Source organism: Actinomadura alba, assembly GCF_014323705.1.
GTDB lineage: Bacteria > Actinomycetota > Actinomycetes > Streptosporangiales > Streptosporangiaceae > Actinomadura_C > Actinomadura_C alba.
This window is the reverse complement of the sequence record NZ_JABVEC010000013.1, coordinates 1-24,055: the sequence shown is the minus strand read 5'-3', so window position 1 is coordinate 24,055 and position 24,055 is coordinate 1. Positions and strand designations below refer to the sequence as shown.

The window sequence follows — 24,055 nt, the reverse complement described above, 5'->3', positions numbered from 1 at the left end:
CCGGCCAACGACCAACGGCCGCGGGCCGTCGACCAGGCGTAGCGGGCGGACGTGCTCGGCGTGCCGCCGGAATCGGCCTGCTCCACACGATGACCGCCAGGGAACACGACAGAACGGCCTTCAGTGTCGGCGTATGCACCACCGACGCCCGCGACGGTCGTGCGTTCTCCGACACTGGACAAGCTTCCGCAGACCGATTGGGCTTGGAACGAGCCCGACTGACTGGGCAACGAGAGGACCGAGCATGAACAACCCCACATGGCGCAAGAGCACCTGCAGCGACGGCTCGGGGAATGACTGTGTCGAGGCCGCCCGGCTCCCCGGCGCCGTCGGCCTCAGGGACAGCAAGAACCCCGACGCCGGCCACCTCACCATCACCCCGGCCGCCTTCGCCGAACTGCTCAACCGGATTCAGACCGGAGAGCTCGACCTGTAGGGCCGGAGGAGAGGCGATGGACCCGTACGGCGTTGCGGACTGACCTTCCGCCTTGCTCCTCGTCGTATTCCGCCACTTTGACGTAGCCACGCTGGTCGTAGATGCGCGCGAGTTCAGCGCTTCCCGCCCAGTGGTCCAGCGCCAGCGCGGGAGCGTTCTGCGTCCTGGCACGGGACTCGGCTTCGTTCATGAGCGCCGAACCGACGCCTCGGCCGTCGGGGCCGCGGTCGGACATCACGGTGTGCACGAACATCGACCCTTCCGGAACCAGCCCGGCGGGGACGCGTGGCGGAACAACCGGTGCCGCGGCGAGGAACCCCACACACTTGCCCTTCCGCTCGGCAAGCGTGATGACGCCCTGAGCGACCCAGTCCGAGACGCGATCGGGGAACCCCGGAATTCGGGAGAACGGCACAGTTCCCCACTGCTGTGGTCGGCCGCATGCGACGAGCCATTCGAGTACCGAGTCCATGAGCACGAGCAGGTCGGGGATGTCGTCGGCTGTGGCCTGACGCAGGTCGATCCGGTGGTCTGGCACGAACGCCCCCTGGGGGTCTAAAATCTGCTGGACGGCAGATAATTTAGTTTTCTAAGGGTTAGATTGTCAAAGGAAAAAGAGATCCACGCCCTGACCAGGGCGGTACAGGAACTCCAGGACGCCACCGATCTCATCGACGAGCTGGCGGCCCGGCGCCTCGGCATCAATCGCACGGACCTGCGCTGTCTGAGCCGGTTGAGCGCACGGGGCGCGCTGACCGCGGGCGAGCTGGCGACGACCGCCGGGCTCACCGGTGGTGCCACGACGACCGTCATCGATCGGCTGGAACGGGCCGGTCTCGCCCAACGGGTCCGCGACCACTCGGACCGGCGCCGCGTCCTCGTTCGCCTCACCGAACGGGCCGAGCGGCTCACCATGGAGATCTGGGGGCCGATTCTGAACGATGCTCAGACCGAACTACGCCAGTTCAGCGTGGCCGAGCTGGAACTGATCGTGAAGTTCCTGTCCTGCGCACTCGATAACCAGAGGCGTCACGCGAGCCGGTTGCGAGGGGATCCCGGCTAGCAGGGTCACCTCTTATAGCAGGTTTCCTACCTGCTTAGTTGTTTAGTGCCCGGGTTGCGCTTATCGTCGCAATCATGAAGAGAGGCACTCGGCTGGTCTCCCGCGAGCATGTCGATCTGTGCCGCGTCGCCAGTGCCCTGTGTCCGGGCTGAGACGTCGGCAGCAGATCGTCAGCCCCTGGCCATCGACACACCGGGGCCCCCGTGCGCTGCCTGAGCGCACGGCGCACTTCCGCGCCCCGGCTCGGCTCGCCGCGGCGAGCGCGGCGCCCCGATGACCCGAACGACTCCGACCACGTAGTGGACACACCGAAGGGAGAACGCGGTGCGGACGCTCGTCCTGCTCGGGCTCGTCGGCTTCGCCGCGCAGCTCGTCGACGGCAGCCTCGGCATGGCCTACGGCGTCACCTCGACCACCCTGCTGCTCACCATCGGGACCAACGCGGCGGCGACCTCCGCCACCGTGCACCTGGCCGAGATCGGCACCACCCTCGCTTCCGGGGTCGCGCACTGGCGGTTCGACAACATCGACTGGAAGGTCGTCACCAGGATCGGCATCCCCGGCGCGATCGGCGCCTTCGCCGGCGCGACGTTCCTGTCGAACCTGTCGACCGACTCGGCGGCACCGGTCATGTCGCTCATCCTGCTCACTCTCGGCGTGTACATCCTCGTCCGGTTCACGACCTCCGGCCTGCCGCGCGACCGGATGGGCAAGCCGCTGCGCAAACGCTTCCTGGCCCCGCTCGGCCTGCTCGCCGGTTTCGTCGACGCCACCGGCGGTGGCGGGTGGGGCCCGGTCGGTACCCCCGCCATCCTGGCCAGCGGCCGTCTGGCACCGCGCAAGGTGATCGGCTCGATCGACGCCAGCGAGTTCCTGGTCGCCATCGCCGCCAGCGCCGGCTTCATCGTCGGCATCGGGTCGGAGAACATCGACTTCACCTGGGTCGGCGTCCTGCTGATCGGCGGCATGATCGCCGCTCCGATCGCCGCCTGGCTGGTACGCCACATCCCGCCACGGATCCTCGGCTCGTCCGTCGGTGGCGTCATCATCCTGACCAACGCGCGCACCCTGTTGCGCAGTGACTGGGTCGACGCTCCCGGTGGCGTCCGGGCCTTCGCCTACACCGCCATCGCGATCATCTGGGCCGCGGCATTCGCCTACTCCTTGCGCGAATACCGCCGCGACCAGGCCGCCGAATCGGCCATGGCCGCCGAGAACGCGGAGCCGGCGGTCAGCCCCGCGAGGCACTGACCGATCTCCAGACGGTGTCGTGCGTCGGCCGCTCTCCCTGTCGCGTCCCGCCGTTGGGCGCGTCACCGGCTCGGGGTCAGGACTCCAGGCGATCGCGCAGGCCGGGCAGGAGGCGCAGGGCGTTGTGGCGGTTGATGGCGGCACGGTTCCGGTCGCTCAGGGCGGGGTCCCGGTCGAATGCTCGGCGGGCTCTGGCGACTTCGGGAGCTTGGACCTGGGGCCAATCGGTGCCGTACAGGATGCGGTCCGGCCCGACGGCGTTGAGGAGCGTGGGTGTGGCGTAGGGCGACATCGGCAGGGCGGTGTCGTAGTGGAACCGCTTCAGCGCTCTGCGGAAGGCGCCCGGGTCGGGGCCCTCGCCGCGCCTGCCCGCGCGTTCGACGCGCCGCCGATGTAGGGGAGAAAGCCCCCACCGTGGGACAGGATGATCGACAAACGCGGGTAGCGGTCCACGGTTCCCGATGTGATCAGGTTGAGGGCGCACCGGGTGGTGTCGAACATGAAGTCGGCGACCGAGTTCTCGACGCCGGGCAGGGGTTCGGGATCCTCCGGGAGCGCGTCCGGGTGGGTCATGACGACCGCACGCCGCCGGTTCAGTTCTGCGAACACCGGATCGAAGGCCTTGTCGCCGAGGTAACGGCCGCCGGCGGTGTTCATCAGGAGCACGCCGTCGGCACCCAGTTCATCGAGCGCGTACGCGGCCTCGCTCAGGGCCACGTCGATGTGGAGAAGCGGGAGGTAGGCGAAGAATCCGAAGCGGCGCGGGTGGTCTCTGACCAGGTCGGCCAGGGACTCGTTGATCGTGCGCGCGCCGGAGGCCGCGAGGGCACGGTCGCGGAACGCGACGGCCGGGGCCGGGGCGGAGGCGATGCCCATGGCGATCCCGTTGTCGTCCATCGCATCGAGTGTCGCCTGAAGATCCCACTGGCCCCAGTTCGGGCCGCCCTCCGGCGGCAGCAGGCCATTGTCGACCGCCCACTTCCGCATCGCGGGGGGAACGGCGTGGTGATGGGTGTCGATCCGGCCCGTGCCGCTCGCGGTCGCCGGCACCGCCGCCCCGACACTCACCGCGGCGGTGGCCAGTACGCCGGCGCGCAGGGCGGTACGGCGGCTCATCGATGGCGTGACCATGAAGGGCTCCTTGTCGTCATGATTAGAAGCATCCGAGACAGTCTCAACCGAGACTATGGAGCCATCCCCCTAATATGGGATGGTGCCGACCCCACCTCCAGAGACCGCCGGCGACCCTGTCAGCGATGATGTGGTGCTCGGCGCTCTCCTGGCCACCGCGCACCAGTACGCGCGACGCGCGCTCAACGAGGCGCTCGCCCCTCTGAACATCGAGGCACGTCACTACGGCGTCCTCGCGGCCCTCGACCGCGACGGCCCGGCCAGCCAGCGGCGTCTCAGCGCGCTCCTCGACCTGGACAAGTCCGCCATGGTCCGGATCATGGATGAACTGGAGCGACGCGGCCTGGCCACCCGCAACCGAGACGCTCGCGATCGCCGGTCGTACGCGATCGAGCTGACGCCAGAGGGGCGCAGGAAGGCCCGCGAAGGCGGCACGGCCGCGGCGACCGTGGGCGACCGGCTCTTCGGCTGGCTCGAGCCAGCCGATCGTGAGCGGCTCGTCGCGATGCTGACCGGGATTGCGCGCCAGGCGACCGGGCCCGGAGGCGATCGGAACAGCGGACCCTGACCGGCGTGCGGCCGTCCCGCGAACCTTCGGGGAAGCGGAGTCTTTCACCCATATGTCGCCAATTGATCAGTTGGCACGGTGGTAAAAGTTCGTCGTGATCGAAAAAGCTCGCATGCGTGACTTCGAATCCCCGCTATGTATCCAGGATGAAGCGTGCCGCTGCGGCCATGACGGCCGCCCTGACCCTCGTTCTCGCCCCGGCAGGCCACGCCACCGCCGCTGACGCGGCCCTTCCGCTGGGCGATGCCGACCTGACCGAGACGCGCAGCAGCCAGAACTTGGCCGACGGCGTCACTTTGACCCGCATCGTCCGCGGGACCGACCCCGCCCCGGCCGACCAGATCAACACCACGACCCGTGGTCCCTGGGTGGTCAACGTACTGACGATCGACCCCAGGAAGACCCGCGGGCATCTCGCGGCGACCTACGGGCCGGACCTGGCCAAGGTGGAGAAGACGACCGACCTCGTCCGCTCCTCCGGCGCCCTGGCCGGGGTCAACGCCTCTTTCTTCACCTTCACCGCCAGCGCGCAGTACCCCGGTGACCCGGTGGGCCTGGGCCTGTTCGATGGGAAGCTCCTCAGCGAGCCGACCGCCGACAACGCCGAGGCGAACTTCGTCGTGGACGCGAAGAGCAACCGGGTCCTCATGGGCAAGCTGAGCTGGACCGGCAGCGTGCAGAACCGTACGACCAAGGCCACACTGCCGCTGGAGTTCATCAACCACCCGCCGGTCGTTCCCGCCGCTTGCGCCGCTCTGCCCGACCAGACCCAGTGCACGGTGCCCGGCGACGTGGTGCGGTTCACCCCCGAGTTCGCCGACGCCACCCCGTCCGGGGCGGGCGTGGAGGTCGTCCTCGACCGGCGCGGCTGCGTGGTGCGTACGTCGGCGACCCGTGGCACAGCGCTGGCGGACGGTCAGACGTCACTGCAGGCGACGGGCCGGGAAGCGGCGTCCCTGCTGCAGGTGACGGGACAGGGATGCGTCAAGCAGACCTCCACACTGGTCGACGAGCGGGGTGAGAAGCTCGCCGCGCGCAAGGGGCTGTACGGCGTGAACGGCCGCTACCGGCTCACGGCGGACGGCGAGATCGTGGTACCGGCCGGTTCGGACAGCTTCTTCCAGCGCAATCCCCGTACCATCGCCGGCACGACGCGGGACAAGAAGATCGTGCTCGCGACGATCGACGGTCGCATGGCCACCAGTGTCGGCACCACGATGGACGAGACCGCGGCCGTCGCCGACGCGCTGCGCATGCACGACGCGATCAACCTCGACGGCGGCGGCTCCACCACCATGTCGGTCGGCGGCGCACTGGTGAACCGGCCGAGCGGCACGACCGAGCGGGCCGTCGGTGACGCCCTCGTCTTCATGAACACGCGATACCACGGCGGCGGGCACTGACGCCGCCACCACCGCCATGACCGGCCCGGGCCTCTCGGCCCGGGCCGGTTTTCTGTCCTGCACGCCTCAGTCCGACCACCTTGCCACGACCGACCTGTACGGACGGACGCGGCGGCCGGACCCGACGGACGGATCGCTAGCGGAAGTCCTCGGCGTGGTCGGCCGCCCACTGCGCGAAGGTGCGCGGCGGACGACCGACGACCCGCTCGAAGTCGCCGGCGTCTGCGACCGCTCCATCACCGCCCACCGACCTGCCGTACAGGTCGAGCAGCCAGTCGATGACCGCGTGGTCCATGCCCTGCTCGGGGTCGTACCACTCCTCGCGGGCCTGCTCGGGGGTGAGCTCGACGAAGCGGACCTCCGCGCCAACGGCCGCGCCGATGATCCGTACCTGCTCGGCAACGGTCAGGGCCTGCGGCCCGGCGAACGTGTAGGTCCGCCCGGCGTGCCCCTCCTCGAGCAAGGCGGTCGCGGCCAGCGACGCGATGTCGGCCTCGTGGGTGGGGCGGCTGACCGCCTCGCCGTGGGGCCGCCGTACCTCGCGCCGGGCACGCACGTCGGGCGCGTAGTCGAGCCAGTTCGCCGCGAACTCGCCGGGGCGCACGAGGGTCCACTCCAAGCCGGACTCCCGGACCGCGAGCTCCACCGTGCGGTAGCCGGTCTCGTCGGCGTCGGCGTCCTCGTCCGCCAACGCTCTGCGAACGAATCCGGGTTCGGCGGGAGTCCGGTGGCCCGTTTCTGATCTTGCTCGCGCAAAGGACCGTTTGCGAGAATTGCCGCCTGCGGCGGTCGTCACGCACAGCTACACACCGGTTGGGCGCACTGAGCGACAGGGCGGAAGTCCCCGATCGCGGCGGATCGGGGACTTCCGTCTTTACGGGCCCGGTCGGTGCGGATCTGGGCGGGGCCCTTTTGCGGCCCCGGGTGCCGGGTGCCCGTTTACGTGGCGGGGGTGAGTTCGGCGCGGCCGAACAGCAGCGCGTAGCCGGAGGGGAGCTGGTGGAGGATGCGGTTGATGAGGTCGGGGCCGGTGCAGGCCGTGACGGCGGAGAAGACGGAGCCGGTGTCCCAGCGGGTGGTGGCGAGGGAGGCGCCGGTGCGGGCGGCGAGGTCCTTGACGAAGGCCCAGCCGGTCAGGGGCTCGGTGTCGGGGATCTGCGCGGTCAGGACGCGTGCGGCCTCCAGGGGCAGCCGGGCGGCCAGGTCGACGCGTTCGTCGCCGGTCAGCTGGCGTCCCAGCCCCGCGAGGACCAGGCGGACGGCTTCGTCGGCTTTCTCGCGGGTGGGGTAGGCGCCTTCGTAGCGGACCTTCTCCAGCATCTGCTCGTACGCCGTCCCGTATGGCTGCTGGTGCTCAAGCGGTACGCGCACGTCGGTGATCACTGCGGTGCATGCCTTTCGTGGAGCCAGGGTGGGGGTGGTGCCGGTGTGCGGCACCGAGCTAGTGGTCAGGTGGGCTGGGGGCGGCCGAAGAGGAGGTCGTAACCGGCGGGGAGCTGCTCTTTGAGGAGGTCGTCGCCGGCGGTGTCGGCGACCGTGGACAGCACTGCGCTGACATCCCACGTCGCGGTCTGCTCGGTGGCGCCCTCGATCCAGGCTGCGGTCGCCCGCACGAACCGCTCCGGCGACAGCGGTTCGGCGCTCTGCAGCGGGTTGAGGAGGATGAGGGCGAAGTCCTCCGGCAGGCGGGCTGCGAGCTGGGCGCGGACTTCGCCGACCACGTGCGCGCCGAGCAGGGCGAGCACCACGCGGGCGGCGCGCTCGGCTTCCTCCACAGTGCCGTACTCACCGCGTTCCTTCACGTGGTCGAGGAACGCTTTGTGTCGCAGAGTCATCTCGGCGGCCACCCCTTGCTCTTCGGACTGCCCACGGGGTGCGGAGGGCGGGATGATGGGGAGATCAGGTGCCCTCCGCACCCGTCCGGCCGGTATCAGCCGGAGATCTCCTTGCGGCCGGATCCGACGCCGATGGAGATCTTGCGGCGCTTGGCGCGCTCGGCGATCGGGATGCGCAGGGTGAGCACGCCCGCGTCGTAGTCGGCCTGGATGTGCTCGGTGTCCAGAGTGTCGGCGAGCACGATCTGGCGGGAGAAGACGCCCAGCGGCCGCTCGGACAGCTCCATCTGCACGTCGTCGGACTTCGCCACCGGCCGCCGCTCGGCCTTGACGGTCAGCATGTTCCGCTCGACGTCGATGTCGAGCGCGTCCGCGGTGACGCCGGGAAGGTCGAAGGCCACCACGTACTCGTCACCCTCGCGGTAGGCGTCCATCGGCATCACCGACGGCCTCGACCAGGTACCCGGGCCCATCAGCTGCTGCGCCAGCCGGTCCAGCTCACGGAAGGGGTCAGTGCGCATCAACATTGAAAACACCTCCAGCAGGTTCAGGCAGTTACTGCCAATGCGCCTCACTGACACCGTTGTATCATGTCATCCAATGGATGACAAACATGATGTCGTCAGCCTGATGACAACCCGAGGGAGGTGTCCGTGATCCCGGCTGACCAGCCGTCTCTGTCCCGCACCGACGCCCACAGCCCGGTGTCGTTCCTTGCCGCCGCAGCGGCCCTTAACGCCATAGACGCCGCCCTGCGCGAAGCCCAGCACAAGACCCCAAACGCCCCCGCCCCCGGTCCGGAACAGGCCCTGGCCTCCTTGTCGCTGCTGCGGCAGGTACGCGAGCAGCTCGCCGGATGGGAGACCGGCCTGATCGAAACGGCCCGCGACGCGGGCGCCAGCTGGGCCGACCTCGCCCACCCCCTCGGCGTCGCCAGCCGCCAGGCCGCCGAACGCCGCTACCTGCGCGGCCGTCCCGGCCCGGCCGGGACCACCGGCGAGCAGCGTGTCCAGGCCACCCGTCAGGCCCGGGCCGCCGACCGCAGCACCGCCGCTTGGGCCCGCCGCAACGCGGCCGACCTGCGCCGCCTCGCCGGCCAGATCACCGCACTCACGGACCTTCCCCCCGACGCCCGCCGCCCGATCAGCGAGCTCCACGCGGCCCTCGCCCACGACGATCCCGCCGACCTCATCGCCCCCCTGACCGCCGCCCGCCCGCACCTGGCCGCCGCCCACCCCGACCTCACCGCCCGGCTCGACACCCTCACACCTCCCTGACCCCGCCCGGCGTAGCTTCGGGTCGTACGCTTCGGGCTGGATGCCCAGCTCGTGCGTGGAGTACTCGCCGAACCGGTTGATGTGCTCGGTCAGGTACGGCGAGATGTGCGCCAGGTCCTCCGGCTCGATCGTCCAGCCCTCTTCCAGCAGCTGCCGGGTGATCTCGGCGATGTCCAGGGCGTTGTGAAAAATGACCGCGTTCGTGAGCAAAGCATTGAATTTCATCGCCTTCTCCTGCTCGACCGGGTCGTTGTCCGCGATGACGCCGCGGTTGCCGAACCCGATCCACTGCGAGAACCGGTTGAACGACTCGACCTTGTTCGTCGCCGCCGTCACCCGCCGGCGAAGCGGGGCATCTGAGAGATAGCGCAGGAGCTGCACGGTGCGAATCACGCGGCCGACCTCGCGGAAGGCGATGTAGGTGGCGTTCTTCTTCGACCCCGACCGCAGGGGCTTGAGCAGCGTGGAGGAGGAGATCGCACCCTCACGGACGGAGACGGCCACCCGCATCAGGTGCCGGAACTGGGACTCGATCAGGTCCCAGTCGATGACGTTCTTGCCCGGCTCGCCGACTAGGGCGTCGATGTGCTCGTACTCGGCCTGCTTGCTGGGCCGGTAACCACCATCTCCGGGACGTCCAGCTTCGGGAAGCACCCCATGCGCTGATACGACTTCAGCATCAGCAGCAGGGCCAGCAGATGCTCATCGCAGTCCGTGGCATCCGACGCCCACGCAAGCTCATCACGCGTCGGCGAGAAGAACAGATACAGCTCATGCGCGGTGATCAGCCGCTTGAACCGCGGATATGCGGTTCGTTCGATCGAGGTCACAACCCACCCCAGGCCCCAGACGACGGTCAACATCACCACCAACGGCACTGAGCCGAATGGGTGACGGGCCGGGCTCTCAGGGCTTCAAGATCATCCCATGGCCCCTTTTGGGCTCACCTCGGCGATACCCCCCATGGCACGCCGGAGGTTCGTAGAGTCCGGACCATGGTTGACGATCAGGCGGGGGATCCTGCCGGGGCGGGGCCGGTCAGCGGAGGCCGGCGGGCGCGCGACCGGGTCCGGACCCTGGCGCTACTCGCCGGTGGCGCACTGGTGGCCTGCGCGCTGGTCTGGACGCTGGGACCGGGCGGGCCGTGGGTGCTCGAGCACCTGGACGGCGTCGAGGTCGGCGGCCGGGACGGGCTCAAGGGCAAGGAACTCGCCGACGCGCTCGACGCCGTCCGCGGGCGTGCTCTCACCGTCGGCACCGGGCTTCTCGCGGCCGCCGCGATCTACTACACCGCCAGTAACGCCACCTCCGCGCGCCGTTCGGCGGACGCCGCCCATCACACCGCCCAGGCCGCGCAGCGGTCGGCCGAGGCCACCGAACACGGACAGCGCCGCACGCTCGAACTGACCGAGCAGAGCATGGTCACCGGCCGCTATACCGCCGCGATCGAACAACTCGGCTCCGACAAGGCCGACATCCGGCTCGGCGGCATCTACGCACTGGAACGCATCGCCCGCGACTCCACCCGCGACCACCCCACCGTCATGGCGGTGCTCGCCGCCTTCGTCCGCGAGCACTCCCAGGATCCCGACGCGCACGTGCCGATCCCGCGACGGCCGGAGCAGCCCGCCGAGGCACCGGAGCGGCACCGCCTTCGCACCGACCTCAAGGCCGCCCTGGTCGTCATCGGCCGCCGCGATCACGAGCACGACAGAGATCGCATCGACCTGATGGCGGCTGAGCTGTCGCAGATTCGCCTCACCGGCGCCAACCTGTGCCGGGCCAACCTCAACCGCGCCGACCTCTCGTACGCGCGTCTGCGCGACACCGACTTCAGCGAAACGAACCTGACCAAGGCCGACCTGAGCCGAGCCGACCTGCGCGGCGCGAACCTGACCGGCGCCGATCTGACCGGCGCGGACCTGCGTGGCGCCGATCTGACCGGGAGCGTGGGGGCGACCGCGGAGGCGCTTCGCGAGATGGCTCGCACGGACGAGCACACCCGGCTCCCGACCGCCGGCGACCGAGCCTCCTAGAACTCCAACCGTTAGATAGTGATCATGCACCGGCGCTCATCGACGGTCATCGCGGCACCGGTAGCCTCACGAGGTGAAGCGGAGTGAGCGCGTCGCGGGGACCATCGTCGGGGCGGCCGTGGGCGACGCGCTGGGCGCCCCGTTCGAGTTCGGGCCCGCAGGGGCGTTCTCGGCGCGGTTTCCCGCACCCGACACCACCGGCGAGATGTGCGGAGGCCGTGGCTGGGAACCCGGCGAGGCGACCGACGATACTCAGATGGCCGTACTGGTCGCCGAGTCGCTGCTGGAGCGCGACGGGCTGGATCCGCCGGACATGTTCAGCCGCTTCCAGCGCTGGGCCGCGTCCGGGCCCAGGGACATCGGGTTGCAGACCAGGGACGTCCTGACCAACGGCATGCCCTGGGACCTGGCCGCCGCAATCCACTTCCAGGTCGGCGGGCGCGCCGCGGGCAACGGCTCGCTGATGCGGGCGTCCACCTCTGCGGTCTATTTCGCCCGTGGCGGCCGGCGCGTCACCATGGACGCCGCCAACCGCATGGCCGCCCTCACCCACGGCGATCGCGCCGCGTGGGAGGGCACCGCCATCTTCCACGAGCTCATCCGCGTCGCGCTGGAGGGCACCGACCCCCTCGATGCCCTCCCCGGCACCCTGGCCGTCATCCACCCCGGCCATCGCGAGCGCTACGCCACCGTTCTGGCCCCCGACTGGCACCCCGACCAGGCCACTGAGTTCAACGGCGCCGTCTGGCCATGCCTTGGATCCGCAGTCTGGGCTCTGCGCACCACGACCGGCTACGAGGACGCGATCCGCGCCGCGATCGACCTCGGCGGCGACACGGACACCGTTGCAGCGGTGACCGGCGCTCTCGCGGGTGCGCGCTACGGGATCGACGAGATCCCCACCCGCTGGACCGAACCGCTCCATGTGCGCCTGCCGGGTTCGGGCGAACGGGTTCTGCGGCTGCCCCAACTGCTCGACCTGGCCGATCGCCTCGGTGCCTGAATCGGCTCGGCCCCTTCGCGCCGGGCGGACGGTTTCTCATTCCGAGGCGTCTACGTACTCCTTGGCCAGCCGTTTCGGTGCGCGGTCCAGCCACGCCTCGACCAGCAGTTCCTCGAGCTCGGGGACCGGGATCCGGTCCAGACGTACGAGGATGGCCGGATACCCGTCGAAGTGCGGTGTGGTGAAGTACACGTCCGGGTCATCGGCCAGCAGCGCCTCTTTGACCCCGACGTCGGGCACTCGCACGCCGAGGATCGGTCCCTGCGGAGCCGCCGCGCCCAGTGCTTCGAGGTCCGCGCGCCGCAGTGGTCTCTCCCAGGTGAACGCCTTGTCCTTCACCCGCCATCCGGGCAGACCGTCCCGCGTGGACCGCTCAGTGGTGGCCGGCAACGCCAGCGCGATCCGGCGTACGTCATCCCAGGTCGCCATGCCTCGACACGATAGACCGACGCGCCGACGATTTCCGCCGCCGCCGGCCGTTCGTCCGTGACGTCCCGGGAGACCGGGCTGCGGGTGACCCGGTCCGTTCGCCATTCTTTACGGATGGCCACGATCCGGACGCTCACCTTCAACACGCTCTTCCGCGGGCAGGCGCGTGCCCGGCTTCGCGCGCTCGGCCAGATCCTCGAACGATCGGCGTACGACGTGGTCTGCCTGCAGGAGGTCATGTCGCCGCTGAACCTCGCACTGCTCCGCAAGATCACTGAGTCGTACGGCCATGCCGCCCATGCGGCGACGTTCCCACTGGTCCAGGGCGGACTCGTGACCCTCTCCCGATGGCCGATCACCGACCAGCGGTTCGTGTCCTTCCGCCGCAACGGGCCCGCCCGCGGCGAGTGGCTGATGCGAAAGGGCGCGCTCGTCGCTCGCGTCCAGATCGAGGGCCGGCCCGTCACGGTGGTGAACACTCATCTGTCCGCCAACAAGACCGGCGACTGGTCCCGGGCGAACACCTATGCCCGCATCGAAGCCGCCGAGCTGAAGGAGCTCGCCTCCGCCGTCGCCGAGACCGGCTCGGCGGATCCGCTCCTGGTCATGGGCGACTTCAACGTGCCCAGGGACTCCTGGCTCTTCGACGAGTTCGTGTCCGCCACCGGACTGCGCGACGTGCTCGCGGGCGACTCCGAACCGACCTACCGGCCCACGCCGGAGTTCGGCGACACCAAGGCCATCGACCAGGTGCTCATGCGTGCGCCGGCCGGCCAGGAACCGGCGGCCGACGCGCGTCTGGTGTTCCAGGACGCGGTCCGGCTGCCCAACGGCCGGTCCGCCTTCCTGTCCGACCACTACGGAATCGCCGCCGAGATCTCCGGTTGACCGTCCGACGACTGGTACAGGTGAGGTTCACGAGTCCTGTTCTCGGTGGCTTGTCGCCGCTTTGCGAAGAAGGTCGAGGACGTACGCCCATCCGTCGCTGGTCTCGGTGCCCAGCGCGGGCGGAAGGCCGTTGTGCTGAAGGTTGAGTCTGGTGCCGCCACCGTCTGCGGTGAGAGTCACCTCGACCCGGGTGGAACCGGGTGGGATGTCGGGCGCTGAGGGGGTGGCCTCCCAGCCGAAGGTGAAGACGATCCTCTCGTACGGCACGAGCTCGACGAATTCGCCACGCATCACCGGGCGCCGGCCCTCCTGCATCGACACCCGCAGGACTCCGCCGGGACGGGCGTCCAGTTCTGCCCGCCCCCACCATTGCGCCAGCCGCGCCGGGTCGGTGAAGAACCGCCAGACCGTCTCGGGGCGAGCGTCCATCCACAGCGTCTGCTCGATCATCCTGTCCTCTGCGTCGTTCATGCCGGCCCTCTCTCGTCCTCATCGCGCATGTGCGTCCGCTGCTGCCGCTCCTCCCGTTCGGCCGCGTGTTTGAGGCGGCCGAGCCGGTCAGACCACATCTCGGTGAAGAACCCGGCCGCCTCGGCCAGGCCCTCACGCCGCAGCCGGTAGAGACGGCGGTTGCCGTCGCGGCGGACCTCAACCAGACCGGCATGTGCGAGCACCCGCAGGTGCTGGGACACCGCCGGGCGGCTGAGAGCGGGAAAGCGCTGGGCGATGTCGCCCGCCGCCACCTCACCATCGCGGAGCAGCATGAGGATCGCGCGGCGAGTGGGGTCGGCGATCGCCCGCAACGCCTCGTCCATCGGTCACCACCTCCATCCCACCGGTTGCATGACGATCAAGATCTATGTAAGTGTTTAAGAACGAGCTTACATAGCTTACCGGTTGAGGAGGAGAACGTCATGACCGACAACAGCAACACCCGGGCTTCAGGTCAGAGACCGGCGACAGAGGCCGAGAACAGGCGTCTGGACGCCCTGGTCGGACACTGGCGGTCACGAGGACAGACCGTGGCGACTCCGTCCGAGCCGACCATCCGGATCGCCGGAACCGACACCTACGAGTGGCTCGCGGGCGGGTTCTTCCTGATCCACCGTGTGGATGTGCGGATGGGGGACGACCAGGTCGAGGTCATCGAGATGATCGGCCCCTACGATCCGGCCACCCGGACCTACCCGATGCGTTCCTTCGACAACCACGGCAACTTCACCACCATGCAGGCGAGCGTGAGCGACGACGGCGTCTGGACGTTCGCGGGTGACTCAGAACGCGCAACGCTTGTGATCGCCCCCGACCGCAACGCGATGACGGCCAGCTGGGAACGGACCGACGACGGCTCGGGCTCGCGGCACTGGATGGACATGAACTTCACGAGGCTCACCTAGCGGTTCGGCCCGGCACAATGAGGAACATGCCCGGACGCCGCCCGATCGCCGCCGCCAAGGACTGTCTTTGCGGGTTGCCCGCGCCGTACCAGGATTGTTGCGGGCGTTTCCACCGTGGCGCCGCGAAGGCGCCGACCGCGGAGCGGCTCATGCGCTCGCGGTTCAGCGCGTTCGGCAGGGGCGACGAGGCATATCTCTTGCGCACCTGGCATCCGGCGACCCGGCCGCGGCTCATAGGCCTCGACCCGGCCACGCGATGGGTGCGGCTGGAAGTCCTCCAGAGCACCGACGGGAGCGCCTTCCATACCGGCGGAGCCGTCCGCTTCCGCGCCCATTACCTCGAACGGGGCCGCGTCGGATGCCTGGAGGAGCACAGCCGCTTCGTCGTCCTGGACGGCGCCTGGCTGTATGTCGGCCCCTTGGGCGCCGGCAGCGGGAGTCCATGACCTCGCCGCTATCGGATCATCCGTGGGCTCCGGCCCGGTGAAAATAGCGGCCGGAGGCTGTCAACCCCATCGGCCGGAAGGTGTCTTGCAGGCGTGATGGGCACCGTACATGACACGGCCGCCGAGCCAGACCCGCTCGTGACAGAGCTGTACCGGGGAAACTTCACGCGTCTGGTCCGGCTGGCGGCACTGCTCGGCGCGGACGATCCGGAGGACGTCGCGCAGGAGGCGTTCGCGCGGCTGCACCGGCGGCAACGGAGGCTTCGTGATCCGCAGGCCGCGCTCCCGTACCTGCGGACCACCGTCTGCAACCTGGTCCGCAACCGGCATCGGCATCTGCGCGTCGCCAGGCTGCGAGCACCGGCCGTACGGCACGAGGCCTCGTCCGAGCAGATGGCACTCATCCATGAAGACCATCGTGAGGTCCTGGCCGCGCTGGCGCGGTTGCCCGCACGCCAGCGTGAAGCCCTGACGCTCCGGTACTGGCATGACCTGAGCGAGCAGGAGATAGCCGAGGCGATGGGCGTTTCGACCGGCACTGTCAAGACGCACACCAGCCGGGGCATCGCCGCGCTGACCCGGACGCTGGAGGAGGGACGATGACCGACGTTGAGGAGCGATTGCGCGCGGCCCTGCACGCGAAGGCGGACACGATCGAGCCCAGTCGTGAGGCGTGGGAGAAGGCCATCGCGAGCGGCCGCAGCGGGTCGCGGCGCTTGCCCTTCCTCGCGATTCCCGTTCTCGCCGCCGTGACCGTCGCCGCGGTGATCGCCGTGTCGATGGTGGTGGCGCCGGAGCAGCCGCGCCGTCCGGCCGCCACGCCGTTCGCCACCCCCGGCGCCCGGCTCGGTCAGTACTACTTCGTCAAGGAGCGCCGCTTGACCGAGAACAACGGCAAGGAGGAGGAGAAGAAGAACGCGTACAGGTGGGTTCCGGTCAGCCCTGGCGCCACCTACTACGGTGTTCCACGCCCCGATGGGAAGCTCATGCTGATGCAGCGCCCGGCGATCGTCACCGATCCGGAGTACGACGTCCGGACCTGGCCGAGCGATCCCACCCAGATGCTGGCCCGCGCCAGCCGCCTGGCCGCCAAGGCCATCGCCTCCGGCAGGACCAATGACGAACCCGTGGACGACCAGGCCCTCAGCATCCTCGAAGGCATCGCCGCGGACCCTGTGACCTCTCCCGAACGGGTGGCGGCGGTGTTCCAGGCGATGACCATGGTTCCCGGACAGCGCGTCAGCCGGAACGTCAAGGATCCGATCGGCCGTCCGTCCATCAGGCTCAGCAAGAAGAACAGCCTCCGCGGCAGCTACCACACGTTCTTCTCACCTGACGCCCGCACGTACCACGGTCATGAGGCCACGTACGTCGACGGTCCCAAGAACTCGTGGAACGTCCGCAGTTGGAGAGTCATCGTCGACGTGAAAGTGGTCGACAGGCCGGGTCAATTCCCCGAAGGGGAGGAAGCGCCCGCCGTCATCACCCAACCTCCGCGGATCAATCGCGGCTGATCGAGAATCCGAGGATCACCGCCGCCGACACTACGACGTGACCGGGCGCCAGGTCCTCGGGTGACGCCTCATCGCCGCCGCCGTGCCCGCGGTAACGCTCGAAGCGGACCTGCTCGGGGTCGACATCGTCGATGTGCAGTACGGCGCCCAGCCGCACGCCGGCGGCCTCGGCGTACAACTCGGCCTTGCGCCGAGCGGCCCCGACCGCCCGCCGGCGGGCCTCCGCCCGCAGATCCGCCTTCCCCGCCACATCGAAGTCGACCGCCACGATCTCATTGGCGCCGGCCGCCACCAGATCGACGAGAAGGGACTGCACGTCATCGAGCGCGCCGGACTCGACGACGAACGACGCCTTGCACTCGTAGCCGAGGAACTTGCGGGGCGTCCCGTACTCCCACGAACTCGTGAGTCCGAGCTGTGAACGCTCGACGGCCGCGTCGGACACTCCGTGATCGCGCAGTGTCCGCCGAACGTCGCGCACCGCGTCACTGGCCGAGGCGAACGCCTCCGACGGCGTCTGCTCCAGCCGGATCACCCGGAACCTGACGCGTGCGAGGTCGGGCGCCGCCTTCGCGTTCGCCGCGCCGTACGCGGCCACACCCCACGGCCGTTCCACCATCTGCATGCCGATGATCTAACCATTTCTCAGGACATGTACGAGGGAAATCGCCGGCCGTCTGGGCTCGATCAGTGCGGGAACCGTTCGGTGAGCCGCCAGAACTGGTGCTTCTTCTCGTCACGGACGACGACCCCGAGTTCGGCCAGTTCCGTACGGAGTTGCCGCGCGTCATCGGAGTCGTTCTTCTCGAGCGCTCGTGCGCGCGCCTTGAGCAGGGCGTTGGCGCCGGCGGGCAGGCCGGGCAGATCCTCGACCCAGCGCCGGTAGTCGCCGGCATACGGATCACCGCCCTCCTGCCACGGATATCCGTGCCGCAGGAAGGCGTCCCTGAGCCGCTCGGTCTTCAGGTCTCCGCTCTCCCTCGCCAGTTCCTCGGTCACCGGGCCGAGCAATACGAGCCGCTTCCCGTCCCGGAACACGGCCTCGACCGAAGCCCGCGTGAAGTCCTGAGTGGTGCCGCGGCACCTCAGCGAGACCGCCTTGTCCGTGACAGTGACGGTGAGCCGCTCCCATGCCGCGACGCAGGCGACCGCCAGACCGAGGAGGGCCCCCACCAGCAGGGCGATGAGCGTGGCACGCGGCTCGGGCGCCGAGGTGAGGAACTCGAACGCCGGCCGGAACGGTATGAACGGGATCTCCGTCAGCCACGCCGCGCCGAGCTTGATCAGCCATCCGGCACCGGCGCCCAGCGCGGGGAAGAGCACCCAGATCAGGATCCGCTCCTCCAGTGGCTCGGCGACGACCGTCGTGTCGCCGTGCGGTTCCTTGCCTGCTTTCATCGACGAACTCCCTCGGACACCTCATCCGGGCGACGGACATACGTCTCGCCCTCCCGCTCTCCGCTGGGCTCACGGCCGGTTCCCGGGCCCCGTGCGCAAGCGTGTCCGACCCGACCCGGCCGTGGCGTCGGTCGGAGTGTCAGTTCGCATAGACCAAAGTCGATGCCGTCCCAGACCAATGACACGTCCCGGCGGGCCAGAGCTCGTCACGGCCCTCTGTTCGAGACCGCGCTGGTCGAGGCGGTCCCGTTGAGCGTTGACGAGCGCCGCCGGCCGCCGTGCGGGCGTCCGCAACGGAGCGGACGCCCGCCGGAACGGGTGGTCGTGGATCAGGCGACCGTGCAGGCGGACCCGTTCAGCGTGAACGAGGCCGGCCTGGTGAACGTGCCGGACCAGGTGCCGTTGAACCCGATCTGCGTCGAACCGCCGTTCGCGGCCAGACCGCCGTTCCACGACAGGTTCGTCGCGGTGAGGTTCTGCCCACTGGACGCCCAGGTGGCCGACCAGCCCTGCTGGAAGCCGTGACCGGACGGCAGCGCGAACGCGAGCGACCAGCCGTTGACGGCCGAGGTGCCCGTGTTGGTGATCGTGACGTACGCGGTGAAGCCGCCCTGGCCGGACCCCCACGGGCTCGCGCTGAAGGCGACCCGGCAGGCACCGCCGCCACCGCCCGACGCGGTCGTGAAGGTGACCGCACTGGAGTTCGCGGAGAGGTTGCCGGCTCCGTCCCGCGCCCGCACGTAGACCTGGTACTGCGTGCTCGCGGTGAGCCCGGTCAAGGTGATCGAGTTCGTGGTGGACTGACCGAGTTGCGGATCGGTCGACCCCTGTTCCCGGTAGACGTCGTAGCCGGCCAGCCCGCTGCCGCCGGAGTCGGTCGAGACCGCCCAGCTCAGGGTGGCTCCCGTAGAGGTCACGTTCGTGGCGGCCGGGGTGCCGGGCGCGGTAGGCGGTGTGGTGTCGGCCGACGAGCCGCCGTAGATCGTCGCCTCACGCGCCGTCTGCCTGATGCCGTTGGCACCGTTGAAGATCCGCTGACCCCACGACGTCAGACTGCCCACGTTGAAGTTGGTCACCATGTCGAGGTACTCGACACCGCCGCCGTTGCCGCTCCACGACCAGCCGATGTACCCCAGGCCACGGGACTGCGCCTGCGACATGATCGTGTCCTCGTCCGGATTGCCATCGGAATGGTCGTGCCCGAACTCGCCCACCACCAGCGGCAGGCCTGCGGTCTGGAACCTGTTCAGGTAGTCGGTGACCTCGGCCGCCGTGTCGAAGACGCCGTACATGTGGATGGAGAAGACGATGTTGCGCTGTGGGTCGCTGTCGAAGACGGCCGCTGCGTTGTCGCGCATCGTGAACGCCCAGTCCTGGCCCCAGTTGGGCGCGTCCACCATGATCAGGTGCTGGAATCCCGCGTTGCGCAACCGGGTGATCGCGCTTGTCGTGGCGGCCTGCCAACCCGGAGTCACGCTGTTGTTGCCGAACGGCTCGTTGCCGATGTTGATGATGACGTGGTTCTCCTGGCCGGTGAGCACACTCTGCAGGCCGATCCAGTAGTCGACGGCCTGATCGAGCGTGTAGGCGCCGCTCTGCTCCCCGTACCCGGTCGTGTCGTGGTTCTCGAGCACGCAGATGAGGCGGTTCTGCTTGCACAGTGAGATGACGTTGGCCACGTCACTGGCGGTGTTGGCCGTCCACCGGCCGCCGCTCAGCACCACCCGTACGGTGTTGGCGCCGAGGGACTTGATGTCCGCGAACGAGCCGGTCTGGCCGGCGTACCAGGCGTGCGGATGGCTGACGCCGCGCATCACGAACGCGTTGCCGTTGGCCTCGACGACCCGTCCACCGCTGACGCGCAGTCCCACCGCGGCATGCGCAGGTTGTACGGAGACGAACATCGAGAAGAGGAGGGCGAGGAGTGTCGTACCCGCGACCGCGAGTCTGCTTTTCATGATCTACCTCAGAAGAGCCATGTGAAAAGGGATGTGCGGGCTCACCCGTGCAGCCCGACAAGCACCCGGCTCTCTGCGGTAGCCGACATCATAAGCGGACCCCCGGCCCCCGTACAGGGCCGCCGACTCCACCTTCACGCGCGAAATGATCTCCGGTACTGGCGTCGATCAAGATCGAAGTACTCGGAGGTACGAAGATGCTTGATCCACTTTCGCGAGCGGGGCGGGTCAGGGGCGGGTCGCGGAGCCGAGCCAGTTCAGCAGCAGGCGGGCGCCGAAGCCCGTGGCGCCCTTGGAGATCTCGCCGTCGTTGGAGGTCGACCTGGCCGGGCCGGCCACGTCGAGATGCGCCCAGCGCCGCTTGCCGACGAACTCCCGCAGGAAGAGCGCCGCCATGATCGAGCCGCCGCCGAAGCCGCGACGTTCGATGTTGGCCACGTCGGCGACGTCGGAGTCGATGGCCACCCGGTAGTCGTCGACCAGCGGCATGCGCCAAAGCGACTCGCCGCTCGCCTGTCCAGCGGTCACCAACGCGGCCGCCAGCTCGTCATCGGTGGCGAAGAGCGCGCCCTGCCGCAGACCCAGTGCGACTTTGGCCGCACCGGTGAGCGTCGCGATGTCGACGATCACATCGGGGTCCAATCGCGCGTCAGCGTAGGCCAGCGCGTCCGCGAGGACCAGCCGGCCCTCCGCGTCGGTGTTGAGAACCTCCGAGGTGGTACCGCCATAGTGCGTGATCACATCGCCGGGGCGCATGGCCGAGCCCGACGGCATGTTCTCGGCCGCAGCGATGAGCCCGGTGACGCGCACGCCGGCCCCGAGCGAGCGCAGGGCGCTCATGACCGCCATGACCACGGCTCCGCCGGCCATGTCGGTCTTCATCGTCTTCATGTTGTCGTTGGGCTTCAGGGAGAGCCCGCCGGTGTCGAAGGTGATGCCCTTGCCGACCAGCACGACGTGATCGGTGTAGTCCTCCGGCTCGTACGACAGCTCGATCAGCCTCGGCGGCCGAACCGAGCCCGCACCCACCGCGATCAACCCGCCGAAGCCCTCGGCGCGCAGTTCCTCCTCGTCGCGGATCCGGACGGTCAGACCGGACTCGGCGGCGATCTCCTGCGCCCGCTCGGCCAGCCAGGCCGGACTCTTGTCCGTTGAGGGCGTGTTCGTCAGGTCGCGGGCGAGCACGGTCGCACCGGCGACGGCCGATCCGCGACGCACGGCCTCTTCGGCGCCGTCCCCGGCATCCTGCAGGGGGCTGCCCGCACCCGCGGGCGGCGGGCCCGCCACGGCCCCGCACAGCAGGATCGCGCCGACCGGGCCCTTCTTCGGCGGCTCGCCGGCCCGGAAGTCATAGGCGGCGAGCAGCGCGCCCTCAACGAAAGCGGACAGATCACCCTCGGGTGCCTCGACGACGACCGTGGCGCGGCCCTTACAGCGGCGGGTCAGCGCGGCTCCAGCGCGACGCAGGGCGGACGGCGAGCCGTCGCCCACCCCGAACAGCAGGAGTTCACCGAGGCGGCCGGTGGACCCGTTTCCGGGCTCGCCCTCGCCGGGGCGTTCGGCGCCGTCACCCGACCCGTCCTCGGCCTCGAACCGCAGCGGCACCGAGATCACCTCGCCGGGATCCGCGGTCGCCTCCTGGTAGGCCAGCAGCTGGGCCGAATCGACGGTGAGAAGGCCGGCCAGTTCGGCCGTGTCCACCTCCGGCCCCGGCCGAACCGGGACGGCGAGGACCTCGGCGCCGGCGGCCAGCGCCGCCTGCCGTACGGTTCCCTCGACCGCTCGAAGCTGGGTCTCGACGGGCATGGTGATCTTCCCTTACATGCGCGATAGAACGGCGATGGCCCCGGCGGGATCCGCCGGGACCGTCACCGATATTTCAGGGGGTCGAACGGGCTTTCAGCCCACGACGTTCTTGAGCGCGTCACCGAGCTCACTGGCCTCGTCGGCCGAAAGCTCGACGACGAGGCGTCCGCCACCCTCCAGTGGGACACGCATGACGATTCCGCGTCCCTCCTTGGTCACTTCGAGCGGACCGTCGCCTGTCCGCGGCTTCATCGCCGCCATGCGTGCATCCCCTTCCTGCCTAGGGCCGCGTGGGGCCTTCGGACACCTTCGGCCGCGTGGCCGCCTCTCGCATCCACGTCATCAGTAAGAATTCATTATCTCGTCTTCCGGGCGCGAAGTGGTAACGATCAGCGTCCAGATCGGCAGACTGGCGACCCATGGATGCGCGTTCGGCCCTCTTCGACCTCTACGGTGACCATCTGCGTGATCGGGGTGGCAAGGCGACGATCGCCTCGCTGGTCAGACTCCTCGCCGCTCTCGACATCGCCGCGCCTGCCGTGCGCACCGCCGTATCGCGCATGGTCCGGCAGGGCTGGCTGGAACCGGTCCGGCTGCCCGCCGGGCCCGCCTACGCCCTCACGACGCGCGCCGTGCTGCGCCTCGACGAGGCCGCCCACCGGATCTACCGTGACCTGGGCCCGTGGGACGGGCACTGGCAGGTGCTGGTCATTGAGCGGGTGCGCGACCGGGCGCGCCGCCAGCGGCTGACCGCCGGGCTCGGTTACCTCGGCTATGCCCCGCTCGGGGAGAACACCTGGATCGGACCCCGGCCCCCCCCCGAGCTCGACCCTCTCCTGGCCGCCGAGCAGGTGCGGGCGGAACGGTTCCGGTCGACCTACGACGGCGACGCCCGCGGGCTGGTGGCCCGGGGATGGGACCTCGATGGGCTGGCCAGGGCGTACGAACGGTGGATCGCCGAGGCGAAGGAGCTCATCGGCGGCGGGGCCGAGACCGGGACGCGGGAGGGCGGAACTGGGACCGGGCCCCGGGAGGGCGGAACTGAGACCGGGACGCAGAAGGGCGGAACTGAGACCGGGCCCCGGGAGGGCGGGGGCGAAACCGGGACCCGGGAGGGCAGAGCCGCCGCCCGGCCGGATGTTCCCGGTGGCGAGGAGATGACCGACGAACGCGCGTTCGCGGTGCGCAGCCGACTGGTGCACGAGTGGCGCAAGTTCCTCTTCCGCGACCCGGGCCTGCCGTCCGACCTGCTCCCACCCGGCTGGCCCGGCACCGAGGCGGCGCGTTTCTTCGACGCCGAAGCGGCGCGCCTCTTGCCCGGGGCGTCCCGTTTCGTCGATCGTTGCCTGCAGGCCCCCTCCCCGCCGTGATCATGCAGTTGTTCGCGCGCCCCGGCGGGAAGGCACCGCTAACTGGAAGGACGAGGATGTCCGAGACCGTGCTGTACGACGTGACCGACGGCGTAGCAACGATCACGCTCAACCGCCCGGACGCCATGAACTCGCTGACCGTGGAGATGAAGGCGGCACTGCGGGACGCCGTGACGCGAGCGGCCGGCGACGAGACGGCGCGGTCGGTGATCCTGACCGGTTCCGGACGGGCCTTCTGCGCCGGGCAGGACCTGCGTGAGCACGCCGACAACCTCGCCGGTGGACGGGGCCTGGCCAACACGGTGCGCGATCACTACAACCCGATCGTGCGGACCATTGCCGAAATGCCCAAACCGGTCATCGCGGCGATCAACGGAGTGGCGGCCGGCGCGGGCGCGTCCTTGGCGTTCGCCTGCGACCTGCGAGTGGCCGCGGAGAAGGCGTCGTTCTCGACCGCCTTCACCAAGATCGGTCTGGCGCCGGACAGCGGCATGTCCTGGACCCTGCAGCGCCTCGTCGGCCGGGCCAAGGCGGCCGAGCTGCTCTTGCTGGGCGATCCGGTCAAGGCCGATCGAGCACTCGAACTGGGCCTGGTCACCCAGGTGGTTCCCGGCGACGAGCTGCAGTCGACGGTACGGACCCTCGCGGCGAAGCTCGCGGCCGGCCCCACGATCGCCTACCACGCCGTCAAGCAGGCGCTCGACCACGCGGCCACCCACGACCTCGCCTCGGCACTCGAGAAGGAGGCCGAGCTGCAGGACCTCTGCGTGAAAACGACGGACCACCAGGGAGCCACGACGAGCTTCCTCAAGAAGGAGCAGCCGGTCTTCGAAGGCCGCTGACCCT

At 69.5% G+C, this 24,055-nt stretch carries 31 protein-coding genes and 1 pseudogene; 15 read left to right on the top strand and 17 right to left on the bottom strand.

The genetic code is table 11. The features are described 5' to 3' along the window. Window positions 1–244 precede the first annotated feature (244 nt). Complete coding sequence (locus tag HKK74_RS18340) at window positions 245–436, top strand: DUF397 domain-containing protein (protein WP_187244461.1); 192 nt, start codon at window positions 245–247, stop codon at window positions 434–436. Here HKK74_RS18340 and HKK74_RS18335 read toward each other — a convergent pair. Beyond that, complete coding sequence (locus HKK74_RS18335; protein ID WP_187244460.1) at window positions 402–974, bottom strand: GNAT family N-acetyltransferase; 573 nt, start codon at window positions 972–974, stop codon at window positions 402–404. The genes HKK74_RS18340 and HKK74_RS18335 overlap by 35 nt on opposite strands. A gap of 63 nt (window positions 975–1,037) precedes the next feature. On the opposite strand from HKK74_RS18335, the gene HKK74_RS18330 reads away from it, so the two are divergent. The 3 genes from HKK74_RS18330 (at window position 1,038) to HKK74_RS18325 (ending at window position 2,750) form a co-directional block, all read left to right on the top strand. Continuing rightward, window positions 1,038–1,499: a MarR family winged helix-turn-helix transcriptional regulator gene (locus HKK74_RS18330; RefSeq protein ID WP_187244459.1), complete on the top strand. Its 462-nt coding sequence runs from the start codon at window positions 1,038–1,040 to the stop codon at window positions 1,497–1,499. A 74-nt stretch (window positions 1,500–1,573) separates the two neighbouring features. Next, window positions 1,574–1,651 carry a putative leader peptide gene (locus HKK74_RS41930; RefSeq protein ID WP_376771536.1) on the top strand — a complete coding sequence of 26 codons (78 nt, stop codon included), beginning with the start codon at window positions 1,574–1,576 and terminating at the stop codon, window positions 1,649–1,651. 172 nt (window positions 1,652–1,823) lie between these two features. After that, the gene (locus HKK74_RS18325) at window positions 1,824–2,750 is read left to right on the top strand and encodes a sulfite exporter TauE/SafE family protein (RefSeq protein ID WP_187244458.1); all 927 of its coding nucleotides are present in this window, start codon (window positions 1,824–1,826) and stop codon (window positions 2,748–2,750) included. Between the two features lie 76 nt (window positions 2,751–2,826). Here the strand turns inward: HKK74_RS18325 and HKK74_RS41925 are convergent, their stop codons facing one another. Beyond that, window positions 2,827–3,042 (bottom strand): amidohydrolase family protein, encoded by a 216-nt coding sequence (locus HKK74_RS41925; RefSeq protein WP_344395192.1) that lies wholly within the window; start codon window positions 3,040–3,042, stop codon window positions 2,827–2,829. A gap of 29 nt (window positions 3,043–3,071) precedes the next feature. Then, window positions 3,072–3,881 (bottom strand): amidohydrolase family protein, encoded by an 810-nt coding sequence (locus tag HKK74_RS40045; protein ID WP_344395190.1) that lies wholly within the window; start codon window positions 3,879–3,881, stop codon window positions 3,072–3,074. Between the two features lie 82 nt (window positions 3,882–3,963). On the opposite strand from HKK74_RS40045, the gene HKK74_RS18315 reads away from it, so the two are divergent. After that, window positions 3,964–4,449 carry a MarR family winged helix-turn-helix transcriptional regulator gene (locus HKK74_RS18315; RefSeq protein ID WP_187244456.1) on the top strand — a complete coding sequence of 162 codons (486 nt, stop codon included), beginning with the start codon at window positions 3,964–3,966 and terminating at the stop codon, window positions 4,447–4,449. Window positions 4,450–4,595: 146 nt separating this feature from the next. Then, a complete protein-coding gene (locus HKK74_RS18310) occupies window positions 4,596–5,852 on the top strand; it encodes a phosphodiester glycosidase family protein (protein ID WP_222722434.1) in 1,257 nt (418 codons plus the stop codon). 136 nt (window positions 5,853–5,988) lie between these two features. Here HKK74_RS18310 and HKK74_RS18305 read toward each other — a convergent pair whose 3' ends face one another. The 6 genes and pseudogenes from HKK74_RS18305 to HKK74_RS18280 form a co-directional block, all read right to left on the bottom strand. Further along, window positions 5,989–6,543 carry a Rossmann-fold NAD(P)-binding domain-containing protein gene (locus HKK74_RS18305; RefSeq protein ID WP_187244455.1) on the bottom strand — a complete coding sequence of 185 codons (555 nt, stop codon included), beginning with the start codon at window positions 6,541–6,543 and terminating at the stop codon, window positions 5,989–5,991. A 248-nt stretch (window positions 6,544–6,791) separates the two neighbouring features. After that, a complete protein-coding gene (locus tag HKK74_RS18300; RefSeq protein WP_222722433.1) occupies window positions 6,792–7,223 on the bottom strand; it encodes a DUF2267 domain-containing protein in 432 nt (143 codons plus the stop codon). Between the two features lie 77 nt (window positions 7,224–7,300). After that, complete coding sequence (locus tag HKK74_RS18295; protein WP_187244453.1) at window positions 7,301–7,687, bottom strand: DUF2267 domain-containing protein; 387 nt, start codon at window positions 7,685–7,687, stop codon at window positions 7,301–7,303. A 95-nt stretch (window positions 7,688–7,782) separates the two neighbouring features. Continuing rightward, complete coding sequence (locus HKK74_RS18290; protein ID WP_187244452.1) at window positions 7,783–8,214, bottom strand: Hsp20/alpha crystallin family protein; 432 nt, start codon at window positions 8,212–8,214, stop codon at window positions 7,783–7,785. 786 nt (window positions 8,215–9,000) lie between these two features. Continuing rightward, a pseudogene (locus tag HKK74_RS42130) lies at window positions 9,001–9,558 on the bottom strand (Tn3 family transposase); the annotation flags it as partial. Then, entirely contained in the window at window positions 9,537–9,827 is a 291-nt protein-coding gene (locus HKK74_RS18280; protein ID WP_222722432.1) for a DUF4158 domain-containing protein, read from the bottom strand. The pseudogene HKK74_RS42130 and the gene HKK74_RS18280, both read right to left, overlap by 22 nt. A gap of 132 nt (window positions 9,828–9,959) precedes the next feature. Here HKK74_RS18280 and HKK74_RS18275 point away from each other — a divergent pair, with 132 nt between their 5' ends. Next, window positions 9,960–11,000, top strand: a complete 1,041-nt coding sequence (locus tag HKK74_RS18275; protein WP_187244450.1) for a pentapeptide repeat-containing protein — start codon at window positions 9,960–9,962, stop codon at window positions 10,998–11,000. 73 nt (window positions 11,001–11,073) lie between these two features. After that, complete coding sequence (locus tag HKK74_RS18270) at window positions 11,074–12,003, top strand: ADP-ribosylglycohydrolase family protein (protein WP_187244449.1); 930 nt, start codon at window positions 11,074–11,076, stop codon at window positions 12,001–12,003. 36 nt (window positions 12,004–12,039) lie between these two features. On the opposite strand, the gene HKK74_RS18265 is transcribed toward HKK74_RS18270, so the two are convergent. Continuing rightward, a complete protein-coding gene (locus tag HKK74_RS18265) occupies window positions 12,040–12,432 on the bottom strand; it encodes an MmcQ/YjbR family DNA-binding protein (RefSeq protein WP_187244448.1) in 393 nt (130 codons plus the stop codon). A gap of 114 nt (window positions 12,433–12,546) precedes the next feature. On the opposite strand from HKK74_RS18265, the gene HKK74_RS18260 reads away from it, so the two are divergent. Continuing rightward, window positions 12,547–13,320, top strand: a complete 774-nt coding sequence (locus HKK74_RS18260; RefSeq protein WP_187244447.1) for an endonuclease/exonuclease/phosphatase family protein — start codon at window positions 12,547–12,549, stop codon at window positions 13,318–13,320. 27 nt (window positions 13,321–13,347) lie between these two features. Here HKK74_RS18260 and HKK74_RS18255 read toward each other — a convergent pair whose 3' ends face one another. Next, window positions 13,348–13,791 (bottom strand): SRPBCC family protein, encoded by a 444-nt coding sequence (locus tag HKK74_RS18255; RefSeq protein ID WP_187244446.1) that lies wholly within the window; start codon window positions 13,789–13,791, stop codon window positions 13,348–13,350. Continuing rightward, window positions 13,788–14,135: an ArsR/SmtB family transcription factor gene (locus HKK74_RS18250; RefSeq protein ID WP_187244445.1), complete on the bottom strand. Its 348-nt coding sequence runs from the start codon at window positions 14,133–14,135 to the stop codon at window positions 13,788–13,790. Before HKK74_RS18250 ends, HKK74_RS18255 begins: the two co-directional genes overlap by 4 nt. A 99-nt stretch (window positions 14,136–14,234) precedes the next feature. Here HKK74_RS18250 and HKK74_RS18245 point away from each other — a divergent pair, with 99 nt between their 5' ends. From HKK74_RS18245 to HKK74_RS18230, 4 genes are all read left to right on the top strand, one after another. Then, window positions 14,235–14,717, top strand: coding sequence for a DUF1579 family protein (locus HKK74_RS18245; protein ID WP_187244444.1), 483 nt, complete (start codon window positions 14,235–14,237; stop codon window positions 14,715–14,717). A 26-nt stretch (window positions 14,718–14,743) separates the two neighbouring features. After that, entirely contained in the window at window positions 14,744–15,163 is a 420-nt protein-coding gene (locus tag HKK74_RS18240) for a YchJ family protein (RefSeq protein WP_246491721.1), read from the top strand. 96 nt (window positions 15,164–15,259) lie between these two features. Next, window positions 15,260–15,766, top strand: coding sequence for a sigma-70 family RNA polymerase sigma factor (locus tag HKK74_RS18235; protein WP_187244442.1), 507 nt, complete (start codon window positions 15,260–15,262; stop codon window positions 15,764–15,766). Beyond that, the gene (locus tag HKK74_RS18230; protein WP_187244441.1) at window positions 15,763–16,677 is read left to right on the top strand and encodes a hypothetical protein; all 915 of its coding nucleotides are present in this window, start codon (window positions 15,763–15,765) and stop codon (window positions 16,675–16,677) included. Before HKK74_RS18235 ends, HKK74_RS18230 begins: the two co-directional genes overlap by 4 nt. On the opposite strand, the gene HKK74_RS18225 is transcribed toward HKK74_RS18230, so the two are convergent. The 5 genes from HKK74_RS18225 to HKK74_RS18205 form a co-directional block, all read right to left on the bottom strand. Next, window positions 16,664–17,302, bottom strand: coding sequence for an SIMPL domain-containing protein (locus HKK74_RS18225; RefSeq protein WP_187244440.1), 639 nt, complete (start codon window positions 17,300–17,302; stop codon window positions 16,664–16,666). The two genes, HKK74_RS18230 and HKK74_RS18225, sit on opposite strands and share 14 nt — an antisense overlap. A 62-nt stretch (window positions 17,303–17,364) precedes the next feature. Then, complete coding sequence (locus HKK74_RS18220; RefSeq protein WP_187244439.1) at window positions 17,365–18,075, bottom strand: YqeB family protein; 711 nt, start codon at window positions 18,073–18,075, stop codon at window positions 17,365–17,367. 329 nt (window positions 18,076–18,404) lie between these two features. Next, window positions 18,405–20,033 carry a cellulase family glycosylhydrolase gene (locus HKK74_RS18215; protein ID WP_187244438.1) on the bottom strand — a complete coding sequence of 543 codons (1,629 nt, stop codon included), beginning with the start codon at window positions 20,031–20,033 and terminating at the stop codon, window positions 18,405–18,407. A gap of 228 nt (window positions 20,034–20,261) precedes the next feature. After that, window positions 20,262–21,839, bottom strand: coding sequence for a leucyl aminopeptidase (locus tag HKK74_RS18210; RefSeq protein WP_187244437.1), 1,578 nt, complete (start codon window positions 21,837–21,839; stop codon window positions 20,262–20,264). A gap of 93 nt (window positions 21,840–21,932) precedes the next feature. After that, window positions 21,933–22,100, bottom strand: a complete 168-nt coding sequence (locus HKK74_RS18205; protein WP_111868348.1) for a DUF3117 domain-containing protein — start codon at window positions 22,098–22,100, stop codon at window positions 21,933–21,935. 158 nt (window positions 22,101–22,258) lie between these two features. Here HKK74_RS18205 and HKK74_RS40040 point away from each other — a divergent pair, with 158 nt between their 5' ends. Next, a complete protein-coding gene (locus tag HKK74_RS40040; protein WP_246491720.1) occupies window positions 22,259–23,209 on the top strand; it encodes a PaaX family transcriptional regulator in 951 nt (316 codons plus the stop codon). 56 nt (window positions 23,210–23,265) lie between these two features. Further along, complete coding sequence (locus HKK74_RS18190; RefSeq protein WP_187244436.1) at window positions 23,266–24,051, top strand: enoyl-CoA hydratase-related protein; 786 nt, start codon at window positions 23,266–23,268, stop codon at window positions 24,049–24,051. The last annotated feature ends 4 nt before the right edge of the window (window positions 24,052–24,055 follow it).

Bases quoted from the DNA above. Each gene is read 5' to 3' on its own strand.
- HKK74_RS18340 (WP_187244461.1), top strand. From the start codon at position 245: ATGAACAACCCCACATGGCGCAAGAGCACCTGCAGCGACGGCTCGGGG.
- HKK74_RS41930 (WP_376771536.1), top strand. From the start codon at position 1,574: ATGAAGAGAGGCACTCGGCTGGTCTCCCGCGAGCATGTCGATCTGTGC.
- HKK74_RS41925 (WP_344395192.1), bottom strand. From the start codon at position 3,042: ATGTCGCCCTACGCCACACCCACGCTCCTCAACGCCGTCGGGCCGGAC.
- HKK74_RS40045 (WP_344395190.1), bottom strand. From the start codon at position 3,881: ATGGTCACGCCATCGATGAGCCGCCGTACCGCCCTGCGCGCCGGCGTA.
- HKK74_RS18310 (WP_222722434.1), top strand. From the start codon at position 4,596: ATGAAGCGTGCCGCTGCGGCCATGACGGCCGCCCTGACCCTCGTTCTC.
- HKK74_RS18295 (WP_187244453.1), bottom strand. From the start codon at position 7,687: ATGACTCTGCGACACAAAGCGTTCCTCGACCACGTGAAGGAACGCGGT.
- HKK74_RS18290 (WP_187244452.1), bottom strand. From the start codon at position 8,214: ATGTTGATGCGCACTGACCCCTTCCGTGAGCTGGACCGGCTGGCGCAG.
- HKK74_RS18280 (WP_222722432.1), bottom strand. From the start codon at position 9,827: ATGTTGACCGTCGTCTGGGGCCTGGGGTGGGTTGTGACCTCGATCGAA.
- HKK74_RS18275 (WP_187244450.1), top strand. From the start codon at position 9,960: ATGGTTGACGATCAGGCGGGGGATCCTGCCGGGGCGGGGCCGGTCAGC.
- HKK74_RS18265 (WP_187244448.1), bottom strand. From the start codon at position 12,432: ATGGCGACCTGGGATGACGTACGCCGGATCGCGCTGGCGTTGCCGGCC.
- HKK74_RS18260 (WP_187244447.1), top strand. From the start codon at position 12,547: ATGGCCACGATCCGGACGCTCACCTTCAACACGCTCTTCCGCGGGCAG.
- HKK74_RS18255 (WP_187244446.1), bottom strand. From the start codon at position 13,791: ATGAACGACGCAGAGGACAGGATGATCGAGCAGACGCTGTGGATGGAC.
- HKK74_RS18250 (WP_187244445.1), bottom strand. From the start codon at position 14,135: ATGGACGAGGCGTTGCGGGCGATCGCCGACCCCACTCGCCGCGCGATC.
- HKK74_RS18245 (WP_187244444.1), top strand. From the start codon at position 14,235: ATGACCGACAACAGCAACACCCGGGCTTCAGGTCAGAGACCGGCGACA.
- HKK74_RS18240 (WP_246491721.1), top strand. From the start codon at position 14,744: ATGCCCGGACGCCGCCCGATCGCCGCCGCCAAGGACTGTCTTTGCGGG.
- HKK74_RS18235 (WP_187244442.1), top strand. From the start codon at position 15,260: ATGGGCACCGTACATGACACGGCCGCCGAGCCAGACCCGCTCGTGACA.
- HKK74_RS18230 (WP_187244441.1), top strand. From the start codon at position 15,763: ATGACCGACGTTGAGGAGCGATTGCGCGCGGCCCTGCACGCGAAGGCG.
- HKK74_RS18225 (WP_187244440.1), bottom strand. From the start codon at position 17,302: ATGCAGATGGTGGAACGGCCGTGGGGTGTGGCCGCGTACGGCGCGGCG.
- HKK74_RS18220 (WP_187244439.1), bottom strand. From the start codon at position 18,075: ATGAAAGCAGGCAAGGAACCGCACGGCGACACGACGGTCGTCGCCGAG.
- HKK74_RS18215 (WP_187244438.1), bottom strand. From the start codon at position 20,033: ATGAAAAGCAGACTCGCGGTCGCGGGTACGACACTCCTCGCCCTCCTC.
- HKK74_RS18210 (WP_187244437.1), bottom strand. From the start codon at position 21,839: ATGCCCGTCGAGACCCAGCTTCGAGCGGTCGAGGGAACCGTACGGCAG.
- HKK74_RS18205 (WP_111868348.1), bottom strand. From the start codon at position 22,100: ATGGCGGCGATGAAGCCGCGGACAGGCGACGGTCCGCTCGAAGTGACC.
- HKK74_RS40040 (WP_246491720.1), top strand. From the start codon at position 22,259: ATGGATGCGCGTTCGGCCCTCTTCGACCTCTACGGTGACCATCTGCGT.
- HKK74_RS18190 (WP_187244436.1), top strand. From the start codon at position 23,266: ATGTCCGAGACCGTGCTGTACGACGTGACCGACGGCGTAGCAACGATC.